Source organism: Robertmurraya sp. FSL W8-0741, from assembly GCF_038004005.1.
Classification (GTDB): Bacteria; Bacillota; Bacilli; order Bacillales; family Cytobacillaceae; genus Robertmurraya; species Robertmurraya siralis.
This window is the reverse complement of record NZ_JBBOQG010000001.1, coordinates 3,557,252-3,577,879: the sequence shown is the minus strand read 5'-3', so window position 1 is coordinate 3,577,879 and position 20,628 is coordinate 3,557,252. Positions and strand designations below refer to the sequence as shown.

The window sequence follows — 20,628 nt, the reverse complement described above, 5'->3', positions numbered from 1 at the left end:
GTGAAATAAAATGGTTACATTATACACTTCACCTAGTTGCACATCTTGCCGAAAAGCAAAGGCTTGGCTTGAAGAGCATGAAATTCCTTATCAAGAGCGCAATGTTTTTTCCGAACCTTTGACGATAGAAGAAATTAAAGAAATTCTTCGTATGACTGAGGATGGAACAGATGAAATAATTTCAACGCGATCAAAAACATTCCAAAAATTGAATGTGAATTTGGAAACAATGCCACTTCAAAATTTATTGGAGCTCATTAAGGATAATCCTGGTCTGCTTAGACGTCCAATCATTATTGACGAAAAGCGTCTTCAAGTAGGCTATAATGAGGATGAAATTCGCCGTTTCCTACCAAGAAAGGTTCGGACATTTCAACTTCAAGAGGCTCGGCGTCTTGTTAACTAACAAGTAACCTTCGATCAATGGATCGAAGGTTTTTTTCTTATTTATGATAGGTTTGGCTCAACCTTTTGTCTAGCACAGGGGAACCGCTCAGATTTTCATCGGTTGGCTTATTTTGTTTTCCCTTAAAGGTTATAATAAGTCTTAACGGCACGAACACCCAAAAAAGATAAAAGAATGGCAAAATAAAACGAAATTGTGAAATTTCTTATATATCAGTCCATTTCATAATTGCGCACTTCAAGTTAAAAAACGAATATTCATTGACTTTTACATTATTTTAAGAGTAAAAGCGGATATAAATGATTATTAAACATGATATTGTCCGTTTTTTAATTAGCGATGGTACATTATGAAATTAATTCATATGGTAAAGAATAAGCTTAAATGATTGTGAGGATCCCTTTTTTTTGTTAAGATACAACAAATGAGGTTCTTATTGATTATTAGAACAAAACTAGGCATATAATGGTTTTTAGAATTCCATCATATTTTATTTCCCTTTATCTTATTTTTATCATAAAATATAAGTACAAGGTCACATATCATTTTTAAGATTAAAATGAAGGATAAAGGGTAACATGTTCTGCATGGGGGTATATATTCCCTTCCAATAATGCAAGAAGGGAGAGGTTACTTGATGGAAATAGAACGAATTAATGATCATACAGTAAAGTTTTACATTTCATACGTTGATATAGAAGAACGAGGTTTTGATCGGGAAGAAATTTGGTATAACAGGGAGCGAAGTGAAGAATTATTCTGGGAAATGATGGATGAAATCCATCAAGAGGAAGAATTCATGATTGAAGGCCCGCTTTGGATTCAAGTACAAGCATTGGATAAAGGGCTTGAAGTTCTTGTGACGAAGGCTCAAGTATCTAAAGATGGGCAGAAATTTGAACTTCCAATACCAGAGGATAAGTATAAGGACCTTCCTGTGGATGACAGAATTGAAGAACTGCTTGATCAACATTTTACGACAAAAAATGTTGAGCTTGATGGGGATTTAGAAGAATCATTAGAATTTTTAATCGCCTTCAATGATTTTGAAGATTTGATCGCTTTAGCAAATCGTAATATTCTCGACGCCTTAAATACAAAACTATATTCTTTTGAAGGGAAATATTATTTATTTATTGAATTTCATGAGGATGAGTTTGAAGAGGATGAGGTTGATGATTGCTTGAGCATTCTTCTTGAATATGGAGTGGAAACGCAAGTGACATTCCATCGAGTTGAAGAATATGGGAAGCTTATCATAGCTGAAAATGTTTTTGCAGAATTAAGAAAGTATTTCAATTAACAGTTGCCGATTTCAGTCATGAGATCGGTATTTTTTTACCTGTTTACTCCTTCGCCTTTTTTTATCCAATGTCCGACTGTATTGATAAAGGCAAAAATATGAAGGATGGAGTTAGCGGAGGTGAAGGCATTTGAAAAATACAGTAAGAATCCTTTTTTTTCTAGCTATCCTATCTGTGCTGTATTATTTTTTTTCCGAACATATTGAAGGCGGATTGCTAGGCTACACTAGTATTATCATCACTCTTTCTGTCGTTTTTATTGGTTTTGTCATTTTTTTGGAAAATCGCCACCCAAGCCAAACTTTAACGTGGTTAGTGGTGTTAGGTAGCTTTCCGTTGCTTGGATTTATTTTTTATCTACTATTTGGCAGAAACCACAGCAAGGAGAAAATGTTTAGGAAAAAATATTTATTGGACAAACAGACTTTTTTAAAAATTGAAGGAGACATTGATTATTCCATCGTTGAAAGAGTAGAGGAAATGGCGCCAGATGAAAGGAAACTATTCTTTCTTGCTCAAAAGTTAGGCAATAGTCCTATTTCCTTTCGGACAGAAACAAGAATATTAACCAATGGTGAAGAAACTTTCAAAGAAATTATTCATGCTTTAAAAAAAGCCACTCACCATATACATCTTGAATATTATATTGTCCGTCATGATCAAATCGGTTCGAAGCTAAAAGATATATTAATTTCAAAGGTTCGTGAAGGAGTGAAGGTCCGCTTTCTTTATGATGCTGTCGGTTCCTGGATGCTTTCCAAAAGCTATATAAAAGAAATGCGCGCAGCGGGGATAGAGATGATTCCATTCGGACCCGTTCACATACCGTTTCTAAATGATAAGTTTAACTTTCGCAATCATAGAAAGATCATTGTCATTGATGGAAGCATTGGCTTTGTTGGGGGTCTGAACATCGGTGATGAATATTTAGGACGGAGCAGGCATTTTGGCCATTGGCGAGATACCCATTTATGGGTAAGGGGAGAGGCTGTTCGTTCTTTACAGCTTATTTTTCTGCAAGACTGGTATTACATGACGGGGAAGAGCCTATTAACTGCTGAATATTTATCACCCCTTTTAATTGAGAATGATCATGGTGGAGTACAGCTTATTGCAGGTGGTCCTGACAATGAATGGAGTGTTATAAAAAATATTTTCTTTTCCATGATCACTTCAGCAAAAAAATCAGTTTGGATTGCATCTCCATATTTCATTCCTGATGAGGATATTTTTAGCGCTATAAAAATTGCGGCATTAAGTGGCATTGATGTGAGATTATTAGTACCAAATAAGCCGGATAAACGCATTGTTTTTCATGCTTCACGCTCTTATTTTCCGGCGCTTTTAGAAGCAGGGGTAAAAATCTATGAATATGAAAAGGGATTCATGCATAGCAAACTAATGATCGTTGACGATTCGATCGCATCAATTGGGACTTCAAATATGGATATGAGAAGTTTCCATTTAAACTTTGAAGTGAATGCCTTTCTCTATCATACGAGAAGCACGAAAAATTTAGCGCAGCAATATGAACTTGATCTGCAAGATGCGAGCTTACTGAATTTAGAGGAATTCAAGAACCGTCATCTTGGCTATCGTTTGATGGAATCGTTATCAAGACTGCTATCCCCGTTTTTATAGAAGGAATCCTAAAGTTTTAGGATTCTTTTTTTGGTTCGTATTTTTACGTTTCGCCGATAAATTTTATTTTTCGCTGATATATTTGAAAGAACGCTGATATAATACGATTTTTGCCGATATATTGTAAATGAATCAACATCGCCATATAATAGACAATTTTAGGAAAAGGATTTCTTGAATAAAAAGAGAAAATTATAGGGGAAAGGAGAGGAAAGTTACGTGCTGACAGCGAAGCTTCATTCTGGTCAAGTAGTATCATTAGCAGAAACAATGAATAAAAACTATCTTGAAACATTAAGGAGAAAAGAGGTGTTTTATTGCCAAACATGTGGAGAGGAGCTTATTTTAAGGCTAGGGGAGAAGCGTATTTATCACTTTTCCCATCTTAAAGATTCAAAATGTTTGTCAGAATATGAACGGGAATCGGATTATCATTTATCAGGAAAATTAAAATTGCATGAATGGATTAAGTCGCAAGGTTTTGAAGTTGAAATGGAACGCTATTATCCAGAAATAAAACAGAGGGCAGATTTGGCCTTTACATATGGACAGCGTCAGTATTGTATTGAATTTCAATGTGCACCCATTTCTGAGGAAGTGTTTCGGAGAAGAACAAAAGGTTATCAAAAATTAGCGATTGTGCCTCTTTGGATTTTGGGTGGTAAAAATATTCAGCGTAAACATTCCCATAAAGTATCATTGACTTCATTTCACTATTTATTTTTAAAAGAAAACAATCTTCACCAAATTTATCTTCCAGCTTTTTGCCCACAAACCAATCAATATATTCAACTTGATAACTTATTAACTCCCTCTATAAGAAATGCTTACTGTCACTTTTCAATAACACAGCTAATGGAAAAAAGAATGGACGATTTTCTCGAACCGAATATTTCGAATTTACCACCAATAAAAGATTGGTTGAGAGAGAGGTATCGCTATAAAATGAAGCTCTTAGGAAAACGTTCAAAAGAAACAACTAATTTTTTTGCAGAGTTCTACTCCAGTGCGATTAACCCTTATTATCTCCCCCCGTTTGTTGGAATTCCCCTTAAGTACAGTTGTGCCCTTGAAACGCCTTCATTTATTTGGCAAGCCTTCATTTTTCTTAAACACTTTCACGGATATGAGCAGGGAAGAAATATTTATTTTCATGACGTATACACGACAGTATTACATGAAATCCAGAAAGAAAGAATAAAAAGAAGAAGTTTACCAAGTATCAAGCGAAATATACTCCCCTTTGCAATTGAAGAGTACTTGGAACAACTTGCGCTTAATAACGTATTACAGAAAGTGAAAAAGCATCATTTTATTATCAATAAATCGATGAAAATGGCGAACAATATGGAGGAATGGATACAAGAGGATATTATTTTCCACAGGGGGTTTTGCAAGAACGCAAACAAGTATAACTAACATGGGGAGAGCGGTTATAATTTGTTAAAATCCCCTTCTTGAGATAGAATAAAGAGGAAAAAATATTTTTCGAATTGCGAAATAATTGTCGAATGGAGGATGAACTATGTCGAATGAAACTGCTGTTAAGAGGCTTCCAGCACGAAGTGAAATAAAAATTGAAGATACGTGGAGACTAGAAGATATTTTTGCAACAGATGAGGCATGGGAGAAAGAATTCCAGGAAGTTTCCGAATTGATCCCAGGGATTGCTGCCTACCAAGGAAAGTTGGCTGAAAGTGCGAATACATTATATGAAGCATTGCAAAAGCAAGATCATATTTTGGAGCGAATCAGCAAACTGTATACATATGCCCATATGCGTTACGACCAAGATACGACAAACTCATTTTATCAAGGATTAGATGGACGTATTAAGGCATTATATTCACAGGTTGCAAGTGCACTAGCTTACATTGTTCCGGAGCTTCTTTCAATTGAGGAAGGTAAGCTACAAGCTTTTTTAGAGGAAAAAGAGGAGCTTAAGCTGTACGAACACGCATTGGATGAAATTAATTTACAGCGCCCTCATGTATTGTCTGCGGAACAGGAAAGCCTTTTAGCTGAGGCTTCTGAAGTAATGGATGCTTCCAGCAATACATTTGGAATGCTTAATAATGCTGATTTAGAATTTCCAAGCATTAAGGATGAAAATGGTGAAGAAGTCGAAGTCACGCATGGACGCTATATCCGTTTTCTTGAAAGTACAGATCGCCGTGTTCGCGAGGATGCTTTTAAAGCTGTATACGGAACATATGGGAAGTTCAAAAATACGTTTTCAAGCACATTGAGTGGACAGGTAAAAAAGGATAATTTTAATGCGAAAATCCGTAACTATAATTCAGCAAGACATGCTGCTTTAGCGGCGAATAATATCCCTGAAGCGGTGTATGAAAACCTTGTTAACACAGTAAATAAGTATCTTCCACTTCTTCATCGGTATGTGAAGCTGAGAAAAAGGGTGCTCGGCCTTGAAGAGCTTCATATGTATGACTTATTTACCCCATTAGTAAAAGAAGTAAAAATGGAAATTCCTTATGAGGAAGCTCAGGAGTTAATTTTAAAAGGGCTTGCGCCACTTGGTGAGGATTATTTAAATGTTCTTAAAGAAGGTTTTGAAAATCGATGGGTCGATGTCCATGAAAATAAAGGGAAGCGCAGTGGCGCCTATTCATCTGGTACGTACGGGACAAATCCTTACATTCTAATGAATTGGCAGGATAATGTAAATAATCTTTTTACACTAGCTCATGAGTTTGGTCATTCTGTTCATAGCTATTATACTCGCAAGACACAGCCTTTTCCATACGGAGATTACTCCATCTTTGTTGCCGAGGTAGCATCTACTTGTAATGAAAATCTTTTGAATGACTATTTGTTAAAAACGATCGATGATGAGCAAAAGAGATTATATTTATTAAATCATTATTTAGAAGGCTTTAGAGGTACTGTTTTCCGTCAAACGATGTTTGCCGAATTTGAACATTTAATTCATCAAAAAGCACAAAATAATGAGCCTTTAACAGCAGAGCTGTTGACACAGGAATACTATAATTTAAATGTTAAGTATTTCGGCAGTGAAAACATGGTAATTGATGAGGAGATTGGTTTAGAGTGGTCAAGAATTCCACATTTTTATTACAATTATTATGTATATCAATATGCAACAGGCTTTAGTGCTGCAACTGCTTTAAGCAAGCAAATATTAGAAGAGGGACAACCAGCCGTCGAACGCTATATTGAGTTCTTGAAGTCTGGAAGCTCAGACTATCCGATTGAAGTCTTAAAGAAGGCTGGAGTTGACATGACAAGCTCAGAGCCGATTGAAGAAGCTTTGAAGGTGTTTGAAGAAAAGCTGAATGAAATGGAAAATTTATTGGGATAATAAGAAAAGGGGATGGCCGAAGTGCAGCCATCTCCTTTTTGAATGAAAAAATTCTGATGTAACTTAGAGCCGGTAAAAGGCGCGAAGACCGATGAATGAGATGCTTGTTTCTGAGCTACACGAGAATTACGTGATACAGAACAAATTTTTAACTAAAAGCCCCGAAAACGGTTACGTTCATTTAAATAAATAATAAAAATTAATAAGGAAATAAACAAGATTGGGGCAGTAATAAAGATGGAGACTAAATCCATAAGTCCGAGAATATTAAAAAAGAAGGCAATTAGAATAAATAAAAGCATAAGTGAAACTTGTACTTTTTTCACAGTGAAACTCCCCTACATATGTAATTGATTTTAAGCGAGAATTTGGGTACTAAGAGTATCTTTAATGGGAGTGGAATTCTCCCGTTTACTAAAACATATTCGTTAAAATGAAAATATATACTTAGTTTTTGACAATATTGTGAAATGAGACACAATCTTATTGTTGAATAGGCGAATGCGTGTTATATTTATATCGTGAAGTTAATCACAAGCAAACATACCCCTTGTTTGACCGTGAAAAATTTCTCCCATCCCCTTTGTTCGTTTTATATAGGAAAAGACCGTGTAAACATTAAGTTTACACGGTCTTTTCCTTTAAATAATCTTTCTTTATTTTGAAACATACCGCCAAAAAACACCGTATTTTGCTGGGAGTTTCTCAACTAATTGCTTAAGTTTTAATTTTTTCATTTCCTTTTCCACTTCTTGAATCGACATGCTGTAAACGACAGCAATTTCCTTTGATGCGACTAGCTTGAAATATTTCAGGAAATCTTCAATTGGCGGTGGATACGATTTTTCTGGCGAACATGGAAGCATTTCAAGCAATATTTGTTCATATACTTGATAAGGGTATACTCCCGTGATCTTAATACCTTCCTCTTCAATATTTTCGTTAAAGAAAACAAGGGTGGGAATTTCTTGTACTTCCATTTCTGAGGTGATTTTTAAATCACATTGAAAAGCTTTTGCTGCACTGTCTGAATGAATATCGGAAATAAATTCCTCCACATCTAAACCTGCTTCCTCGGCGCATTCCTCCAGTACATCAAGCTCAGAAATATTTTGTTTCTCTAAAAAAAGACACTCCTGCACTTTTCTTAAGAAACGAATTCCAGCTCTTCTTCCTTGTAGCTCAGCTGCCTTAATGGCAACCGAGACGATATGGGGAGAGGAGATTGGATTCTCAAACCATAATGAACCATCGCAAGACATTCCTGTTCTTGTGGCAGTTTTTTCCCAAAGCTCTGCAATGTTTTCATAATGCTGTTTTTTATTTAAGTTGAGCATGGCAAGGCGACCGCTTAAGACATGCTTTATTGAAAAATAACGTCCGTACTCAATTTGTAATTTTTTTAGAATGGGTTCAAGAGCCCAGCATTCAGGACATAATGGGTCAATGAACATATAGATTTCAATTGGTTTCTTTTCGGCGCCATGACAATGATGAGAATTGGATGATGTAAAAGTTTTTTCGTTCACAAGTCTTCACCTTTCATGTCTTCCTTTTCAGGGCTGTTAATCATATGCTGTGCAGTTAACACAAGTCTAGAGAAAAACGCTTCACGAATCATACCATCAAGTCCGACTTCGTCCATGGCTTCTTTCATACAAGCTAACCAAGCCTTTGCTCTTGATTCCGTAATTTGAAATGGCATATGCCTTGCTCGCAGCATAGGATGCCCATGCTCCTCTGTATATATAGGTGGCCCACCTAAAAATTGTGTCATAAATTGTTTTTGTTTTCGTGCTGTTTCAGAAAGATCAGCAGGAAAAATGGGTGCCAATTCTGGATGCTGCTCCACTCTGCGATAAAATGCATCAATGAGTTGAGCTAATTTTTCTTCTCCAATTGCTTCGAACGGTGTAGGCATATGTTCCATATTGAAAAACTCCTTTTAATTTTGGCTTAAACGCCTGATAATATAGAATGAAGACGACTTCCGAAAACAGCAATCAATGCCATGGAATGCCAAAATTAATTTTGTATAATTCTACTTTCCTAGTTGCAGTTTGTTAAGAGCAAATGTTCAATAACATAAGGCAATGAGAAAAGATAGGTGTCAATTGCACTATTCATTTTACAAGCTTACTTTATTTTATCAATGAGTTTGTCATATCTCAAACAATTGGCTTAAAGCGATAATGGAAAGAGAAAGAAATCGTTTAAGGATTTATGATAAATCAAGGTTCAAAAAAATAGCCTTGAAATCAAGGCTGGTAAGTTTGTAGAAAAAGGTAGCGTGAGTAGCGATAAAATTGTTGATTTTACGCTTAATGCCAAAGCCAAAGCCAAAGATCCTGCGGAGGCCGGTTGGCAGAAAGAGGGAGGAAAGCGATTCTTTCAAATTTTCGGTTGAATCACTAAAGTATTCAGCAAAGCATGCCTTTTGATTGTAACAGCAATCCCCTGGGAGTAAGCACCTTCTGCTCCAGTTGTGGAAATCGTAAGCATTTCTTATTGATTTCTTGTCCATTTTTTTCAAATAAACAACTTCGTTGATAACGCGATTTTTGGCTCATTTCGTGTGAAGCTCTAGCTTTATACGAAATGAGCCAAAATCATCACGGCAGATAAACAAAGCCTAAATAAAAAAGGCTGCATTTGCATGCAGCCTAAAACTACGAGTGATAACAGGTGGTCGTTATTTTATGCTAAAAATTGACTTGTGATTCTCTTTACGTAGTTTTGCGTTTCTTTAAATGGGGGAATGCCGCCGTACTTATCAACATTTCCAGGACCGGCATTATAAGCTGCTAATGCGAGCTCAATATTGTTATTGTATTTATCAAGCATTTGCCGTAAATATTTGCTGCCGCCCAGGATATTTTCCCTCGGATCAAAAATGTTTGAAACGCCAAGTTGTTTTGCTGTTCCTGGCATTAATTGCATTAGACCGGACGCACCGGCTGAACTCACTGCATTGGCATTAAAGTTAGATTCCTGTTTAATAACTGATTTAATTAATTCAACTGGAAGATTATATTTGTTGGCGGCCTCTTCAATCAGCTCATCATAGTTTGTTTTTTCAGATGTTGATTGCACAAGCTTCGTGAGCTGAATTGGCGGAAGTGAAGCTGTCATTGGCAATGGTATAAAAGAGTTTTCATTATTGTTAGTAGATTCATCATTCAATAACTTTTCTTGGCTATTTGCAAAAAAATCATTCATCATTTCTTGGAAAATTGAATTTCCAGAAGAGGATGGCGAATTATTAAAGTTTTGCAGTGCTTGAAGCTGAAGCATAATCTTTAACTGTTCCACGTTCATCATAATCATTCACCTCAAGGATTTCCGTTGTAATCGATATACTTTGCTTGGTAAAAGCGGCGAATCTTATTATCAGTAGGTCTTTGAGGAATTTCTAGCTGCTTCAGTAGTTTTTCAAAGTTTTCCTTGCCCAATTGATAATCATCTACTTCATATTCTAACTCATAATCGCTTTGATTTAAATAGGTACTATAATCTAAAACAATGATACCGTTCTGAAATTTCGTCTCCGCTCTCTTAGTGGTGAGTGTGCCAAAAAGTGTTAATTGTTCGAGAGGGATATTTAAAGAACGTAATCTTTCCTGCACTGGACCGGCAATGACATAATGTCTATCCAAAATTTCCTCCGCTTCCTTTACATTGAGGGCTTGATTGGTTTCCAGCAAACCTTCTGAATGGGGTTCTTTTAACGTTAACTCGTATTTGTCATTTTTAAAGCGAACTCTAAGTGCGCAGCCTTTTTCTTTTAATAAAAATTGCTGAGTATCAAAATAATGGTTATCTTGGCTTGTAAACATGGATTCGTCTATGTGAAAGAAGTTTCTTAAACGGATAAATTCTGTTTCTGTTAAAAGATTTTTAAATTCAATTTCTATATTTTGTGACATTAACTTCACCTTTCTAATCGGGGTTATGTTAAGAATACCACTTTTCCTCGTTGCTTTGGAACTGATCGATTATGTGATAAATGTTCGTTTGTGATAGAATATGATTGTATAGGAGTTGAAAATATGAGAGAAAAAATGAATGTGGTCAGTGCAACCATTACAAAAGAAAAAGAGCTTCATTTAATTGTTGAAAAAGAAATTAAGATTGCGGATTTCAAGCCTTTAGGTCAAATGCTCGTCGATTCCGATGATGTTTCCTTCATCTATTTGCTTGAAAAAAATGAGCAATATACATATTTAGTGATGAAAGAAGAGCTATGGAATTTATTAAAAGATAGTTTGGCAGAGGGATTGCCGGTCTTTTTGAAAAATGATGCCGGTCAATGTGAGCTGCCATCTTTTGTTGATGAATTGGAATATCTTATTGAAAATATTAAAGGGAATGGCAATTATGGTGAAACAATGGTCACGAAGGTAGAAGCGCTTTTTTAAGTTTCTATTCTTCCATCCGTCAATTAGAGAAAGGAGTGACCAATCCATCACTCCGGAGAAAGAAAATATCGGATGAGGTGAGACGTACAGTGAAGCATTGGGATCAGTTTTTAGCACCTTATAAGCAAGCGGTTGACGAATTAAAAATTAAATTAAAGGGTATGCGGGGACAATTCGACTTAAATTCAAATCATTCACCAATTGAATTTGTAACAGGAAGAGTAAAGCCCATTGCCAGTATTCTTGATAAGGCGAACCAGAAGGGAATCCCATTAGATAAATTGGATACGGAAATGCAGGATATAGCCGGGTTAAGAATGATGTGTCAGTTTGTTGATGATATTGAGTTGGTTGTTGAACTGCTGCGGAAACGAAATGATTTTGAAATTGTAGAGGAGCGAAATTATATTTCTCATAAAAAAGCAAGCGGTTATCGTTCTTATCATGTTGTCATTCGTTATCCAGTTCAAATGATTTCAGGCGAAAAGAAGATTCTTGTTGAAATTCAAATTAGAACACTAGCCATGAATTTTTGGGCGACAATCGAACATTCTTTAAATTATAAGTATAAAGGTCAATTTCCAGATGACATTCTTCTCCGGTTACAAAGAGCAGCTGAGGCTGCTTTTCGATTGGATGAAGAAATGTCCCTAATTCGTGGAGAAATTCAGGAAGCACAAGCTTTCTTTACTAGAAAGAAAGAACTGAAGCAGGATGGGAAACGATGAAAGCAATTGAACAAAATAATTGACGAAAGCTTGTTGTGAACGCTCTTAAGAATAAGCCTACAGAAAGAGGAGCCAGTAATTATGAACTTTGCCATTACCTCAAAAGGGGATTCAAAATCAAATACATTGATGCACAAAATGAGATCCTATTTACTTGATTTCAAGCTTGTTTATGACGAGGATAATCCTGACATCGTTATTTCTGTCGGTGGGGATGGGACTTTGCTATATGCCTTTCATCGCTATAAAAGTCGTTTGCATAAGACCGCATTTGTTGGAGTTCATACCGGCCATCTAGGATTTTATGCCGATTGGCTTCCAGATGAAATCGAAAAACTGGTCATTGCCATTGCGAAAACACCATTTCAAGTGGTGGAATATCCTTTGCTTGAAGTAATTATTCGATATTCGCATGGTGGGAAAGAAAATCGTTATTTAGCATTGAATGAATCGACAGTAAAAAGTGTCGATGCAACGTTAGTGATGGATGTAGAAATACGAGGACAGCATTTTGAACGTTTTCGCGGAGATGGTCTTTGCTTGTCCACTCCATCGGGAAGTACTGCCTACAATAAAGCGTTGGGAGGCGCGATTTTACACCCATCAATTCAAGCCATACAGCTTGCGGAAATGGCTTCGATTAATAATCGGGTTTTTCGTACTGTCGGGTCTCCACTTGTTTTGCCTGCTCACCATACATGCATGTTAAAGCCTGTTAACGGAGCGGATTTTCAGATAACAGTGGATCATTTAACATTGCTCCATAAAGATGTAAAATCGATTCAATTCCGAGTTGCCGACGAGAAAATTCGCTTTGCGAGATTCAGACCGTTTCCGTTTTGGAAAAGAGTGCGCGACTCATTTATTTCAGAATAAGGAAATGCTATTGCTGGATATAGCGTTTGCCTGATGGGATAGGAGTAATGACAGTGTCTAGGTTTCAACTTCAATGGGAAATTGACATCGATAACCAAGGAAAACTTGTAAGAGATTTTTTAAAAGAACAATCTATATCCAAATCAGCCTTAACAGATATTAAATTTGCAGGCGGTCGCATTTGTGTAAACAATCATGAGGTAACCGTCCGCAGACCGCTGCAAACCGGTGATCTTTTAGTGGTTGAGTTTCCTCTTGAAAATCGAAGCGATTCTCTTAAGGGGGAAGAACTTCTGTTGGATATTCTCTATGAAGATGACTATGTTCTTATTTTAAACAAAGAAGCAGGAATAGCTACTATTCCTTCAAGAGAGCATCCATCAGGAAGCCTTGCAAACGGAATTATCGGCTATTACGAAAAAAAGAATCATGACGCAACGGTTCATATTGTGACGAGACTAGATCGGGATACATCCGGTCTTGTTTTGGTGGCGAAGCATCGCCATATCCATCATTTATTAAGTACGCAGCAAAGGCAAGGGCTCATCAAAAGAACATATGAGGCCTTAGCAGCAGGTGTATTTTTGCATAAAAAGGGAACGATTGAAGAGCCAATCGGGCGAAAAAAAGGGAGCATTATTGCGAGAACAGTACAGAAAGAAGGGCAGTATGCTTGCACCCATTATGAGGTCCTACAGCAGATGGAGGGTTTTGCCCATGTAAGGCTGATGTTAGAAACAGGTCGAACTCATCAAATTAGAGTTCATCTATCTCATATTGGTCATCCATTGCTTGGCGATGACCTTTACGGTGGCCCTGTTGCAGCCATAACCCGACAGGCCTTGCATTGCCGAAGTCTTGCTTTTATCCATCCAATAACTCAAAAATCTTTACTCTTTCAAACTTCACTTCCGAAAGATATGCAGGGGCTAGTTTAGCTGAATTCCTTAAATTTTTCCGCAATAAACGGCATTGAGGAAGAAACAGAAACGAATGTCATCTCTGGATATCTTAGGGCGGTCAATTTTCCACCAAATACAGCTCCAGTATCAATATTGTACGTATTATTTATGACACGTGGCTTCGATACTGGAGTATGGCCATAAACGATTGCTGCATCACCTTGATAGAGCTTTGCCCAATCACGTCGAACTGGAGAGCCGTCTGGATATTTTTCACCAGTAATGTCCCCGTATAACACAAAAGTCTTCACTTTTGAATGCTGCTTGCCAATGTAATCGGCGCGAATTCCCGCATGTGCAATAACCAGCTTACCATTATCCAATACTTGATAAAGTGGATTTTCCTCATATAACTGCATAAACATTGCGCGAATTTTCTGTTGTTCTTTTTGCTCTAACGCTTTATATTCCGCAACGGTTGTTTCTAATCCATGTGTAACTTGAACTTTATTGCCCAGAAAATAGCGATAGAGTTTATTGCAATGGTTACCCGGAGTATAAAAGGCACTCTTCTCTTTCATGACAAGCTCCCACACAGCTTCAATCACTTTTAAAGATTGTGGGCCCCGATCTGTTAAATCTCCTACAAAAGCAAGCTTCCTTCCAGCCTGGTGAAGCGGAAATCCATTTGACCATTGATAACCAAGTTCCAGCGTTAAGTTTTTAAATTCTTGAAAACAGCCATGAATATCTCCAATAATATCAATCTGCATGTGCTGACTCCCTTTAATAAAATATCGATACTAATTAGTATAATCATAATTAATGTACACATGAATCATTTTACAAGCACATCATTTGTCTTTAAATAATGTGCTGCTCTTTCACTGAAATACCTGATTTTATTTTATACTGTCTAAATAGTTGCAACATAAGTCAGAGCTTTAGTACCATTTATACATGTATCAACTGAATGTTTGAACGTTCACAATAACTGGTGAAGTGGAGATGAAGAGGGCTCATATTTTATTCGTATTAGGGGGAGTGAAAATGGAAGAGCATGGTGCGTCCGTAGCATCATTAGTAATAGTAATTATCGTAGCATTTTTAACACCGTTGTTTTTGCACCGGTTAAGACTGGCATTTATACCGGTAGTTGTCGCCGAAATATTAATGGGGTTAGTAATTGGAAAAAGTGGATTTAATCTTGTTCAAGACGATATGTGGCTTGAAACACTATCCACCCTTGGTTTTATATTTTTAATGTTTTTAAGTGGGTTGGAGATTGATTTCTCAGCTTTTTCCAGGAAGAAGAAAAAAGAACGGCTTCCGAATGGAAAGGACGAGCCTAATGGTTTCTTTGTTGCTTCAGTTATTTTCCTAAGCATTTTTATAGTCTCATACGGGCTTTCTTATTTATTTGTTCTTGCCGGAATGATTGAAAATGCTTTTCTGATGACCTTGATCATTTCTACCATTTCCTTGGGAGTGGTCGTTCCTACTCTTAAGGAAGCGCGTTTGATGAAAACAGGAATAGGGCAGATTATTCTCTTAATCGCTGTAATTGCTGATTTAGTCACGATGGTTCTTCTAGCTGTCTTTGTTTCTTTATATGATGGCGGACAAGGGAACACATGGTTATTGCTTGTATTATTCGGTGCTGGCTTATTGTTATTCTTTGTGGGGAAAAGGTTTAAGAATAATAAACTGCTTGAAGGAATGTCCACTGGAACGATACAAATTGGGACAAGAGCTGTCTTCACTTTAATTATTTTGCTTGTTGCCATTTCAGAAACAGTTGGGGCTGAAAATATTTTAGGGGCTTTTTTGGCTGGGGTTTTAGTATCGCTTCTTTCTCCAAATCAGGAGTTAGTGCATAAGCTCGACTCATTCGGATATGGTTTTCTCATTCCTATTTTCTTCGTCATGGTTGGGGTTGACTTGGATATATGGCAGCTATTTGGCGATCCGAAAATGCTTATGCTGATCCCGCTTCTATTGCTTGCATTGCTAATTTCAAAATTGCTCCCAGTCGCCGTATTAAAAATATGGTATGACACAAAGACAGTTTTAGCTGCCGGCTTTTTATTGACATCGACATTGTCTCTTGTCATTGCTGCAGCAACGATAGGAGAAAGAATGGGTGTGATTACGTCAGAATTAAGCGGAACGTTGATATTGGTTGCTGTTATTTCATGTGTCATCACCCCGATTATCTTTAAAAATCTCCTTCCGAAAGAAACTGTTTCAGAGAAAAAGCTGAAAATAGCTTTTGTGGGAGCGAATCAATTGACACTTCCGATTTCAAGAGAATTAAAGTCGTCTTTATATGAGACTGTCATTTACCATACGAAACAGGAAAAATCAGACGCTCAAATAGCCAACTCATTGTTTGAGGTAAAGGGAATTACCGATTTCTCTATATCAGCATTAGAAAGTACAGAAGTCTTTTCTGCTGATATTGTTGTTGTTTCAACAGGGAGTGATGAAATCAATGCAACTCTTGCTATTGCAGTGAAAGAAAAAGGGATCGAACGGGTGATTGTCCGGATTGAAAGTCCTGATTTAGAAGAAGGGCTAAGAGAAAAAGGGGTTGAAGTATATTCAGTCTTTAACTCTTCAAAAGCACTGCTTCGAGCTTTAATTGAATCACCGAGGGTGATGAATATTTTAACAAATCAAGAAACATCCCTTTACGAGATCCGCTTACTAAATGATCAATTTGATGGCATGACTGTAAGAAGATTCCCGTTTACCGGCGACATCATTTTCGTGCGGATTTTCCGGGGCAAGGATTCGCTCGTTCCACATGGAGATACAGAATTGCAAGTGAATGACCGTTTAATTGTGACAGGAACAAAGGAATATGTTGACGAATTAAAACGAGAATTAGAATTTTGTCAATGATATTAAAATTGGTGCAGCAGTACTAGAAATTGTATTGCTGCTTTTCTTTTTCGAAGAAATCAGTTAGAATTAGTATCAGGTTCTAATAACTTGTATTAATGAAACAGGAGGTAACTAAAATGTCTCTTTCGTTAGAAGGAAAGAATATAGTAGTGATGGGTGTAGCAAATAAACGCAGTATTGCTTGGGGAATCGCTCGTTCATTGCACGCTGCTGGGGCGCGATTGATCTTTACATATGTAGGAGAAAGACTTGAGAAAAGTGTAAGAGAACTAGTTGCGACATTAGAGGGAAATCATTCTCTCATTTTACCTTGTGATGTCACTGTTGATGAAGATATTGCAAAATGTTTTGCAACAATTCATTCGGAGGTTGGGACGATCCATGGAATCGCGCATTGTATTGCTTTTGCCAATAAGGAAGAACTGCAGGGGGAATATATGAACACCACTCGTGATGGCTTCTTGTTAGCGCATAATGTCAGTTCCTATTCTTTAACTGCTGTTTCGAAAGCAGCAAGGGAATACATGACAGAAGGTGGAAGCATTGTTACTCTGACTTATTTAGGCGGAGAACGGGTTGTGCAAAATTACAATGTGATGGGTGTAGCAAAAGCATCCCTGGATGCAAGTGTAAAATATTTAGCGAATGATCTTGGACCACAAGGCATTCGGGTAAATTCGATTTCAGCAGGTCCTATCCGTACTCTTTCAGCAAAAGGAGTCAGTGATTTCAATTCAATTTTAAAAGAAATTGAAGAACGTTCTCCATTAAGAAGAACGACAACACCTGAAGAGGTTGGAGATGCGGCTTTATTCCTCTTTAGCAATTTGTCCCGTGGTATGACTGGAGAAAATCTTCATGTAGATTCAGGTTATCATATATTATAAAAAGTATTGAGCGCTCGCCAATTAGGGCGAATTCTGACTGTAAACAAACTCGATTTGTTTACAGTCTTTCTTTTTTGTCTTTGTTATATATCGATTGGCTTACTTTATCAACAATATTGTTTCATGCTGCTCCTATTTGACCGAAAACACGAGGGTGTGTCTAAAAAGCCATTTTATCATGATAAAGTATTCTCTTCTTGGAAACGAAATCGAAGCAACGGCATACATATAAGGTGAATCAATTGAATTTGGAGGTGTGATAAATTGAGCAAAAACCAGAAAAAGCGTGATCCCTTGCTTTTTATTCAGCGACAGGATAATAAACCTATAAAAGGAAAAATGCAGGAAACATTTTCTTTAAAGCAAGCTGAAAAGAATCAGCAATCGCTTCAAAGACAGAAAGATGAGATAAGAATGACGGAAGCAGGAGAAAAGAAAAGAAAAAATAAAGGGTATATTCTTGAAGAAGAGGAGCCTATTTTCGGAGCACCAGCAAGTAATGATGAAATAACACAATCTGCAAAGGAAGTACAAGAAGCGATCGAAGGTTACGAAGGTAAGGCAAAAGGGCATGAACATGGATTTTCTTTTAAAAGAGTGAAGCCCTTTAGGGAAATGAATATAGAAGAAAAGCTAGATTATCTTACTCATTTTCCACGCCAATTACCTCCGGTACCGTGTTTATTTCAAACAGAGGATAAAGTGCTTCGAGGTATATTGAAGGAGAAAAAGGAGCAGGAGGTGATTGTGAAGCTTTTTGATAAGACAGAAGTAACCATTCCTACGAAAGATTTAATAGAGGTTAGAATGATCGGTCTATAGTCCATTTTATGAAATGCGGAAGCAAGTCCAATTTACCATTTGTCTGACTGCTTTAATCAGAAGAAGTGTCTAGCCAATGTCTAGACACTTCTCCTAATAGGTCGGCAATTTCAACCCTAATTCACATGACTTCTTTTTATTAGTCTTCACAAATATTTAAGTCAACATCAGCAATACATTGGATAGCGCAGAAGCAGCTTAAGTCAACTGTTACACAATCATTAGTTGCTCTAAAGCCTTCTACTTGGCAAATTTTACTTAAGTCGATGCAGCAATCATGAGTTAAATCCACTGCTTCACCGTTATGAACCGGTTTAATGACACGTAACGTAGCACAGCAGTTATCAAAGATTTCTTCAACTCTGAAAAAAATGGATACACATGCACATTCATCGTGTCTGAAAAATGCATGAAATGGAGATCCATCAGCTGTTTTTAGTACGAATACGCGAGTATCTGCTCTTTGTCTTTTACCCGGTTTAATTAAAGAGCCAAGTGGTTCTTGGAAGCAGTTGCTTGGGCACTCACAAGTAGCATCCGCTGCATCTTGGATGTCTTTTATAGCACGGACAACTTCGCATACACAGTTGTCGTGTCTAACGTTTTTTTCGTCATCTTTTTTTCCACAACCCATTCGTTATTCCTCCTTATATTCTGAGAAGTAATATTACATTAATAACATATTGTAGTGGAGGTATTTGGGTAACGGACAATCGCCTTATTTCCTAAAAATGGGCGGGAAAATATATATTGAAGGATGAAGAATATGTTTATTTCTTGGATGGAATTAATTGTTATTTCATTGGCTAGCTTTCGCCTAACTCGTTTAATTGTTTTTGACAAAATTAGCGAATTTATCAGAAATCCCTTCTTTGAAGAAGAGATAGAGGTAAATGAAAACGGGAATGAGGAAGTTTATTTAGTCCCTAAAAAGGGGTTAATCAAAAATTTTATTGGTGAATTGTTAAGCTGTTATTGGTGTACGGGCATTTGGTCTGCCGCCGGATTATGTCTTTTTTATTTAAAATGGCCGCTTTTTGCTTTTCCTTTTCTTCTAATTTTGGCGGTTGCAGGGATTGCAGCAATTATTGAAACGATAATACAACGATTATTATGATAGCTACTTAACTTTTTAAGCTAATCTGGGTAATGCACATATACATGCTTTTTATAAATTGCATACATTATCATAATGATACTCACATATCATCCTTACTGGGCTCCAGGTCTTGTTGCTGAAATATAACAGATGGGAGAGAGAAGCATGAGATTACAAAGCACTAACGCTAACCATAAAGTAAAAAAACAACCGAAAATGACGAAGAAAAAAAAGGGTTGTGGCTGTGGAAAGAAAAAAATAAGATAATTCACAAGTCAAGACTCAGGGCTTCTGAAAAGCCACTAAAATAAAGGAAGTGAGAAAACGGTTCGTTTTTCTTTTGAATGGATACTCTGAGGGTGTTGTGAGCTTACGCTATCTTTTTCGAGCTTGATTATCCCTTATCGGGTTCCAGAAAGAGAAAATTTATGGAACGATTAATTGCCCTTGATGTGACTGAGCCACTTTCTGCTTCGATTTTGCGTCGAGCGTGGATAGTGGCTTTCTCTTCACATTCAAGGGCCTTTTTGCGTCGTTTTCATTTCCTCGAAGAAGGTATCAATGGGCTTGGCGATTTCCCTTTGCCTTCGTACATGGTACTTTCATTGAGCAATCCACATCTCAAAAAAAATCGTCCGGTCACCTTATATTTTATTTAAAAGGGCGATTTTTTTCCCCTTTTTATTCTAGTATTTGTTAATTTGTACTTAAAATGATCATCGTATTTTCTAAATATTGGAAGGGAACTAATATTCATAAATTAGGGCAAAGTCGTGGAAAATAAAAACAATATTAGCTGGTGTAGGGGATGGGAATTAATGAGGAAAATACTGATTACATATTTTTTAGTCATCGTTACTTTATTATGTGCTTGTAACGATGATGAACCGAAGGGAAACGGGATTGCTTTGCTGAAAACGACAAATCCAGCACCACTTTCACTTGAGAAAAACACGAAAAAGGAATTGGATTTGATCGGAGCAATTGAGCAAGATGTTGAAAGCTTTAAGGAGCTTTACGATGTTTCTGTATTAAAGGGAAAAGAGGATATTCTTGTTGCTTATAAGGTAAGACATATGCAACGATTTCACATGAAGAAAATTGAGAAAAAAATCAAGAAGCTGCTCAAGGAAAAATATCCAGAAGAAAATTTTATTGTTTCAAGTGATTACAAAATTTTTCTCGAAGCAGTAGAGTTAGAAGAAAATTTAAAGGATCCAAATTATTCTACTGAAAAAGCGGAGAAAAGGCTTCAGGAAATAATAAAACTAAAGAAAGAACTAACTTGAAGG

The 20,628-nt window shown here is 36.8% G+C and carries 22 protein-coding genes; 15 read left to right on the top strand and 7 right to left on the bottom strand.

All coding sequences use genetic code 11. The features are described 5' to 3' along the window. Window positions 1-10: 10 nt before the first annotated feature. The 5 genes from spxA (at window position 11) to pepF (ending at window position 6,694) form a co-directional block, all read left to right on the top strand. Window positions 11-406, top strand: a complete 396-nt coding sequence (gene spxA, locus NST02_RS17295) for a transcriptional regulator SpxA (RefSeq protein WP_137742696.1) — start codon at window positions 11-13, stop codon at window positions 404-406. A 637-nt stretch (window positions 407-1,043) separates the two neighbouring features. Beyond that, window positions 1,044-1,709: an adaptor protein MecA gene (mecA, locus tag NST02_RS17290; RefSeq protein WP_095310070.1), complete on the top strand. Its 666-nt coding sequence runs from the start codon at window positions 1,044-1,046 to the stop codon at window positions 1,707-1,709. Window positions 1,710-1,839: 130 nt separating this feature from the next. Beyond that, window positions 1,840-3,351, top strand: coding sequence for a cardiolipin synthase (cls, locus tag NST02_RS17285; protein ID WP_137742697.1), 1,512 nt, complete (start codon window positions 1,840-1,842; stop codon window positions 3,349-3,351). A gap of 219 nt (window positions 3,352-3,570) precedes the next feature. After that, complete coding sequence (locus NST02_RS17280) at window positions 3,571-4,770, top strand: competence protein CoiA (RefSeq protein WP_095310074.1); 1,200 nt, start codon at window positions 3,571-3,573, stop codon at window positions 4,768-4,770. A gap of 106 nt (window positions 4,771-4,876) precedes the next feature. Further along, window positions 4,877-6,694 (top strand): oligoendopeptidase F, encoded by a 1,818-nt coding sequence (pepF, locus tag NST02_RS17275; RefSeq protein WP_137742698.1) that lies wholly within the window; start codon window positions 4,877-4,879, stop codon window positions 6,692-6,694. A 152-nt stretch (window positions 6,695-6,846) separates the two neighbouring features. On the opposite strand, the gene NST02_RS17270 is transcribed toward pepF, so the two are convergent. From NST02_RS17270 to NST02_RS17250, 5 genes are all read right to left on the bottom strand, one after another. Continuing rightward, window positions 6,847-7,020 carry a hypothetical protein gene (locus tag NST02_RS17270; RefSeq protein ID WP_170211177.1) on the bottom strand — a complete coding sequence of 58 codons (174 nt, stop codon included), beginning with the start codon at window positions 7,018-7,020 and terminating at the stop codon, window positions 6,847-6,849. A gap of 330 nt (window positions 7,021-7,350) precedes the next feature. Then, entirely contained in the window at window positions 7,351-8,223 is an 873-nt protein-coding gene (locus tag NST02_RS17265; protein ID WP_095310078.1) for a ClpXP adapter SpxH family protein, read from the bottom strand. After that, window positions 8,220-8,624, bottom strand: coding sequence for a globin domain-containing protein (locus NST02_RS17260; protein WP_095310080.1), 405 nt, complete (start codon window positions 8,622-8,624; stop codon window positions 8,220-8,222). Before NST02_RS17260 ends, NST02_RS17265 begins: the two co-directional genes overlap by 4 nt. A gap of 767 nt (window positions 8,625-9,391) precedes the next feature. Further along, window positions 9,392-10,012, bottom strand: coding sequence for a lytic transglycosylase domain-containing protein (locus tag NST02_RS17255; protein ID WP_095310145.1), 621 nt, complete (start codon window positions 10,010-10,012; stop codon window positions 9,392-9,394). 14 nt (window positions 10,013-10,026) lie between these two features. After that, window positions 10,027-10,620, bottom strand: a complete 594-nt coding sequence (locus NST02_RS17250) for a CYTH domain-containing protein (RefSeq protein ID WP_095310082.1) — start codon at window positions 10,618-10,620, stop codon at window positions 10,027-10,029. A 123-nt stretch (window positions 10,621-10,743) separates the two neighbouring features. Between NST02_RS17250 and NST02_RS17245 the strand changes: the two genes are divergently transcribed. From NST02_RS17245 to NST02_RS17230, 4 genes are all read left to right on the top strand, one after another. Continuing rightward, the gene (locus NST02_RS17245) at window positions 10,744-11,112 is read left to right on the top strand and encodes a UPF0738 family protein (protein WP_095310084.1); all 369 of its coding nucleotides are present in this window, start codon (window positions 10,744-10,746) and stop codon (window positions 11,110-11,112) included. 89 nt (window positions 11,113-11,201) lie between these two features. Further along, window positions 11,202-11,840, top strand: a complete 639-nt coding sequence (locus tag NST02_RS17240) for a GTP pyrophosphokinase (protein ID WP_095310086.1) — start codon at window positions 11,202-11,204, stop codon at window positions 11,838-11,840. 81 nt (window positions 11,841-11,921) lie between these two features. Continuing rightward, on the top strand, window positions 11,922-12,716 hold the full coding sequence (locus NST02_RS17235) for an NAD kinase (protein WP_095310088.1): 795 nt from the start codon (window positions 11,922-11,924) through the stop codon (window positions 12,714-12,716). A gap of 53 nt (window positions 12,717-12,769) precedes the next feature. Next, a complete protein-coding gene (locus tag NST02_RS17230) occupies window positions 12,770-13,654 on the top strand; it encodes an RluA family pseudouridine synthase (RefSeq protein ID WP_137742699.1) in 885 nt (294 codons plus the stop codon). Here the strand turns inward: NST02_RS17230 and prpE are convergent. Then, window positions 13,651-14,391 carry a bis(5'-nucleosyl)-tetraphosphatase PrpE gene (gene prpE, locus NST02_RS17225; protein WP_095310092.1) on the bottom strand — a complete coding sequence of 247 codons (741 nt, stop codon included), beginning with the start codon at window positions 14,389-14,391 and terminating at the stop codon, window positions 13,651-13,653. The genes NST02_RS17230 and prpE overlap by 4 nt on opposite strands. Before the next feature lie 277 nt (window positions 14,392-14,668). On the opposite strand from prpE, the gene NST02_RS17220 reads away from it, so the two are divergent. The 3 genes from NST02_RS17220 to NST02_RS17210 all read left to right on the top strand — a co-directional run bounded on the left by NST02_RS17220 (window position 14,669) and on the right by NST02_RS17210 (window position 18,237). Next, window positions 14,669-16,525, top strand: a complete 1,857-nt coding sequence (locus NST02_RS17220; RefSeq protein ID WP_137742700.1) for a monovalent cation:proton antiporter family protein — start codon at window positions 14,669-14,671, stop codon at window positions 16,523-16,525. 119 nt (window positions 16,526-16,644) lie between these two features. Next, window positions 16,645-17,415, top strand: coding sequence for an enoyl-ACP reductase FabI (gene fabI / locus NST02_RS17215; protein WP_095310096.1), 771 nt, complete (start codon window positions 16,645-16,647; stop codon window positions 17,413-17,415). Between the two features lie 264 nt (window positions 17,416-17,679). Then, window positions 17,680-18,237 carry a CotO family spore coat protein gene (locus NST02_RS17210; protein WP_170211178.1) on the top strand — a complete coding sequence of 186 codons (558 nt, stop codon included), beginning with the start codon at window positions 17,680-17,682 and terminating at the stop codon, window positions 18,235-18,237. A 139-nt stretch (window positions 18,238-18,376) separates the two neighbouring features. Here NST02_RS17210 and NST02_RS17205 read toward each other — a convergent pair whose 3' ends face one another. Beyond that, window positions 18,377-18,871 (bottom strand): CotY/CotZ family spore coat protein, encoded by a 495-nt coding sequence (locus NST02_RS17205; protein ID WP_095310101.1) that lies wholly within the window; start codon window positions 18,869-18,871, stop codon window positions 18,377-18,379. A gap of 132 nt (window positions 18,872-19,003) precedes the next feature. On the opposite strand from NST02_RS17205, the gene NST02_RS17200 reads away from it, so the two are divergent. The 3 genes from NST02_RS17200 to NST02_RS17190 all read left to right on the top strand — a co-directional run bounded on the left by NST02_RS17200 (window position 19,004) and on the right by NST02_RS17190 (window position 20,625). Continuing rightward, window positions 19,004-19,354 carry a DUF1360 domain-containing protein gene (locus NST02_RS17200; protein WP_095310103.1) on the top strand — a complete coding sequence of 117 codons (351 nt, stop codon included), beginning with the start codon at window positions 19,004-19,006 and terminating at the stop codon, window positions 19,352-19,354. 410 nt (window positions 19,355-19,764) lie between these two features. Further along, window positions 19,765-19,995: a hypothetical protein gene (locus tag NST02_RS17195; protein WP_137742701.1), complete on the top strand. Its 231-nt coding sequence runs from the start codon at window positions 19,765-19,767 to the stop codon at window positions 19,993-19,995. Between the two features lie 159 nt (window positions 19,996-20,154). Next, on the top strand, window positions 20,155-20,625 hold the full coding sequence (locus NST02_RS17190; RefSeq protein ID WP_095310107.1) for a YhcN/YlaJ family sporulation lipoprotein: 471 nt from the start codon (window positions 20,155-20,157) through the stop codon (window positions 20,623-20,625). Window positions 20,626-20,628 lie beyond the last annotated feature (3 nt).

What these genes read in the sequence shown, in the direction of transcription:
- NST02_RS17250 (WP_095310082.1), bottom strand. Translation starts at nt 10,620, where the DNA reads ATGTCACAAAATATAGAAATTGAATTTAAAAATCTTTTAACAGAAACA.
- mecA (WP_095310070.1), top strand. Translation starts at nt 1,044, where the DNA reads ATGGAAATAGAACGAATTAATGATCATACAGTAAAGTTTTACATTTCA.
- pepF (WP_137742698.1), top strand. Translation starts at nt 4,877, where the DNA reads ATGTCGAATGAAACTGCTGTTAAGAGGCTTCCAGCACGAAGTGAAATA.
- prpE (WP_095310092.1), bottom strand. Translation starts at nt 14,391, where the DNA reads ATGCAGATTGATATTATTGGAGATATTCATGGCTGTTTTCAAGAATTT.
- NST02_RS17200 (WP_095310103.1), top strand. Translation starts at nt 19,004, where the DNA reads ATGTTTATTTCTTGGATGGAATTAATTGTTATTTCATTGGCTAGCTTT.
- NST02_RS17235 (WP_095310088.1), top strand. Translation starts at nt 11,922, where the DNA reads ATGAACTTTGCCATTACCTCAAAAGGGGATTCAAAATCAAATACATTG.
- NST02_RS17245 (WP_095310084.1), top strand. Translation starts at nt 10,744, where the DNA reads ATGAGAGAAAAAATGAATGTGGTCAGTGCAACCATTACAAAAGAAAAA.
- NST02_RS17190 (WP_095310107.1), top strand. Translation starts at nt 20,155, where the DNA reads ATGAGGAAAATACTGATTACATATTTTTTAGTCATCGTTACTTTATTA.
- fabI (WP_095310096.1), top strand. Translation starts at nt 16,645, where the DNA reads ATGTCTCTTTCGTTAGAAGGAAAGAATATAGTAGTGATGGGTGTAGCA.
- NST02_RS17220 (WP_137742700.1), top strand. Translation starts at nt 14,669, where the DNA reads ATGGAAGAGCATGGTGCGTCCGTAGCATCATTAGTAATAGTAATTATC.
- spxA (WP_137742696.1), top strand. Translation starts at nt 11, where the DNA reads ATGGTTACATTATACACTTCACCTAGTTGCACATCTTGCCGAAAAGCA.
- NST02_RS17255 (WP_095310145.1), bottom strand. Translation starts at nt 10,012, where the DNA reads ATGAACGTGGAACAGTTAAAGATTATGCTTCAGCTTCAAGCACTGCAA.
- NST02_RS17195 (WP_137742701.1), top strand. Translation starts at nt 19,765, where the DNA reads ATGGAACGATTAATTGCCCTTGATGTGACTGAGCCACTTTCTGCTTCG.
- NST02_RS17205 (WP_095310101.1), bottom strand. Translation starts at nt 18,871, where the DNA reads ATGGGTTGTGGAAAAAAAGATGACGAAAAAAACGTTAGACACGACAAC.
- NST02_RS17260 (WP_095310080.1), bottom strand. Translation starts at nt 8,624, where the DNA reads ATGGAACATATGCCTACACCGTTCGAAGCAATTGGAGAAGAAAAATTA.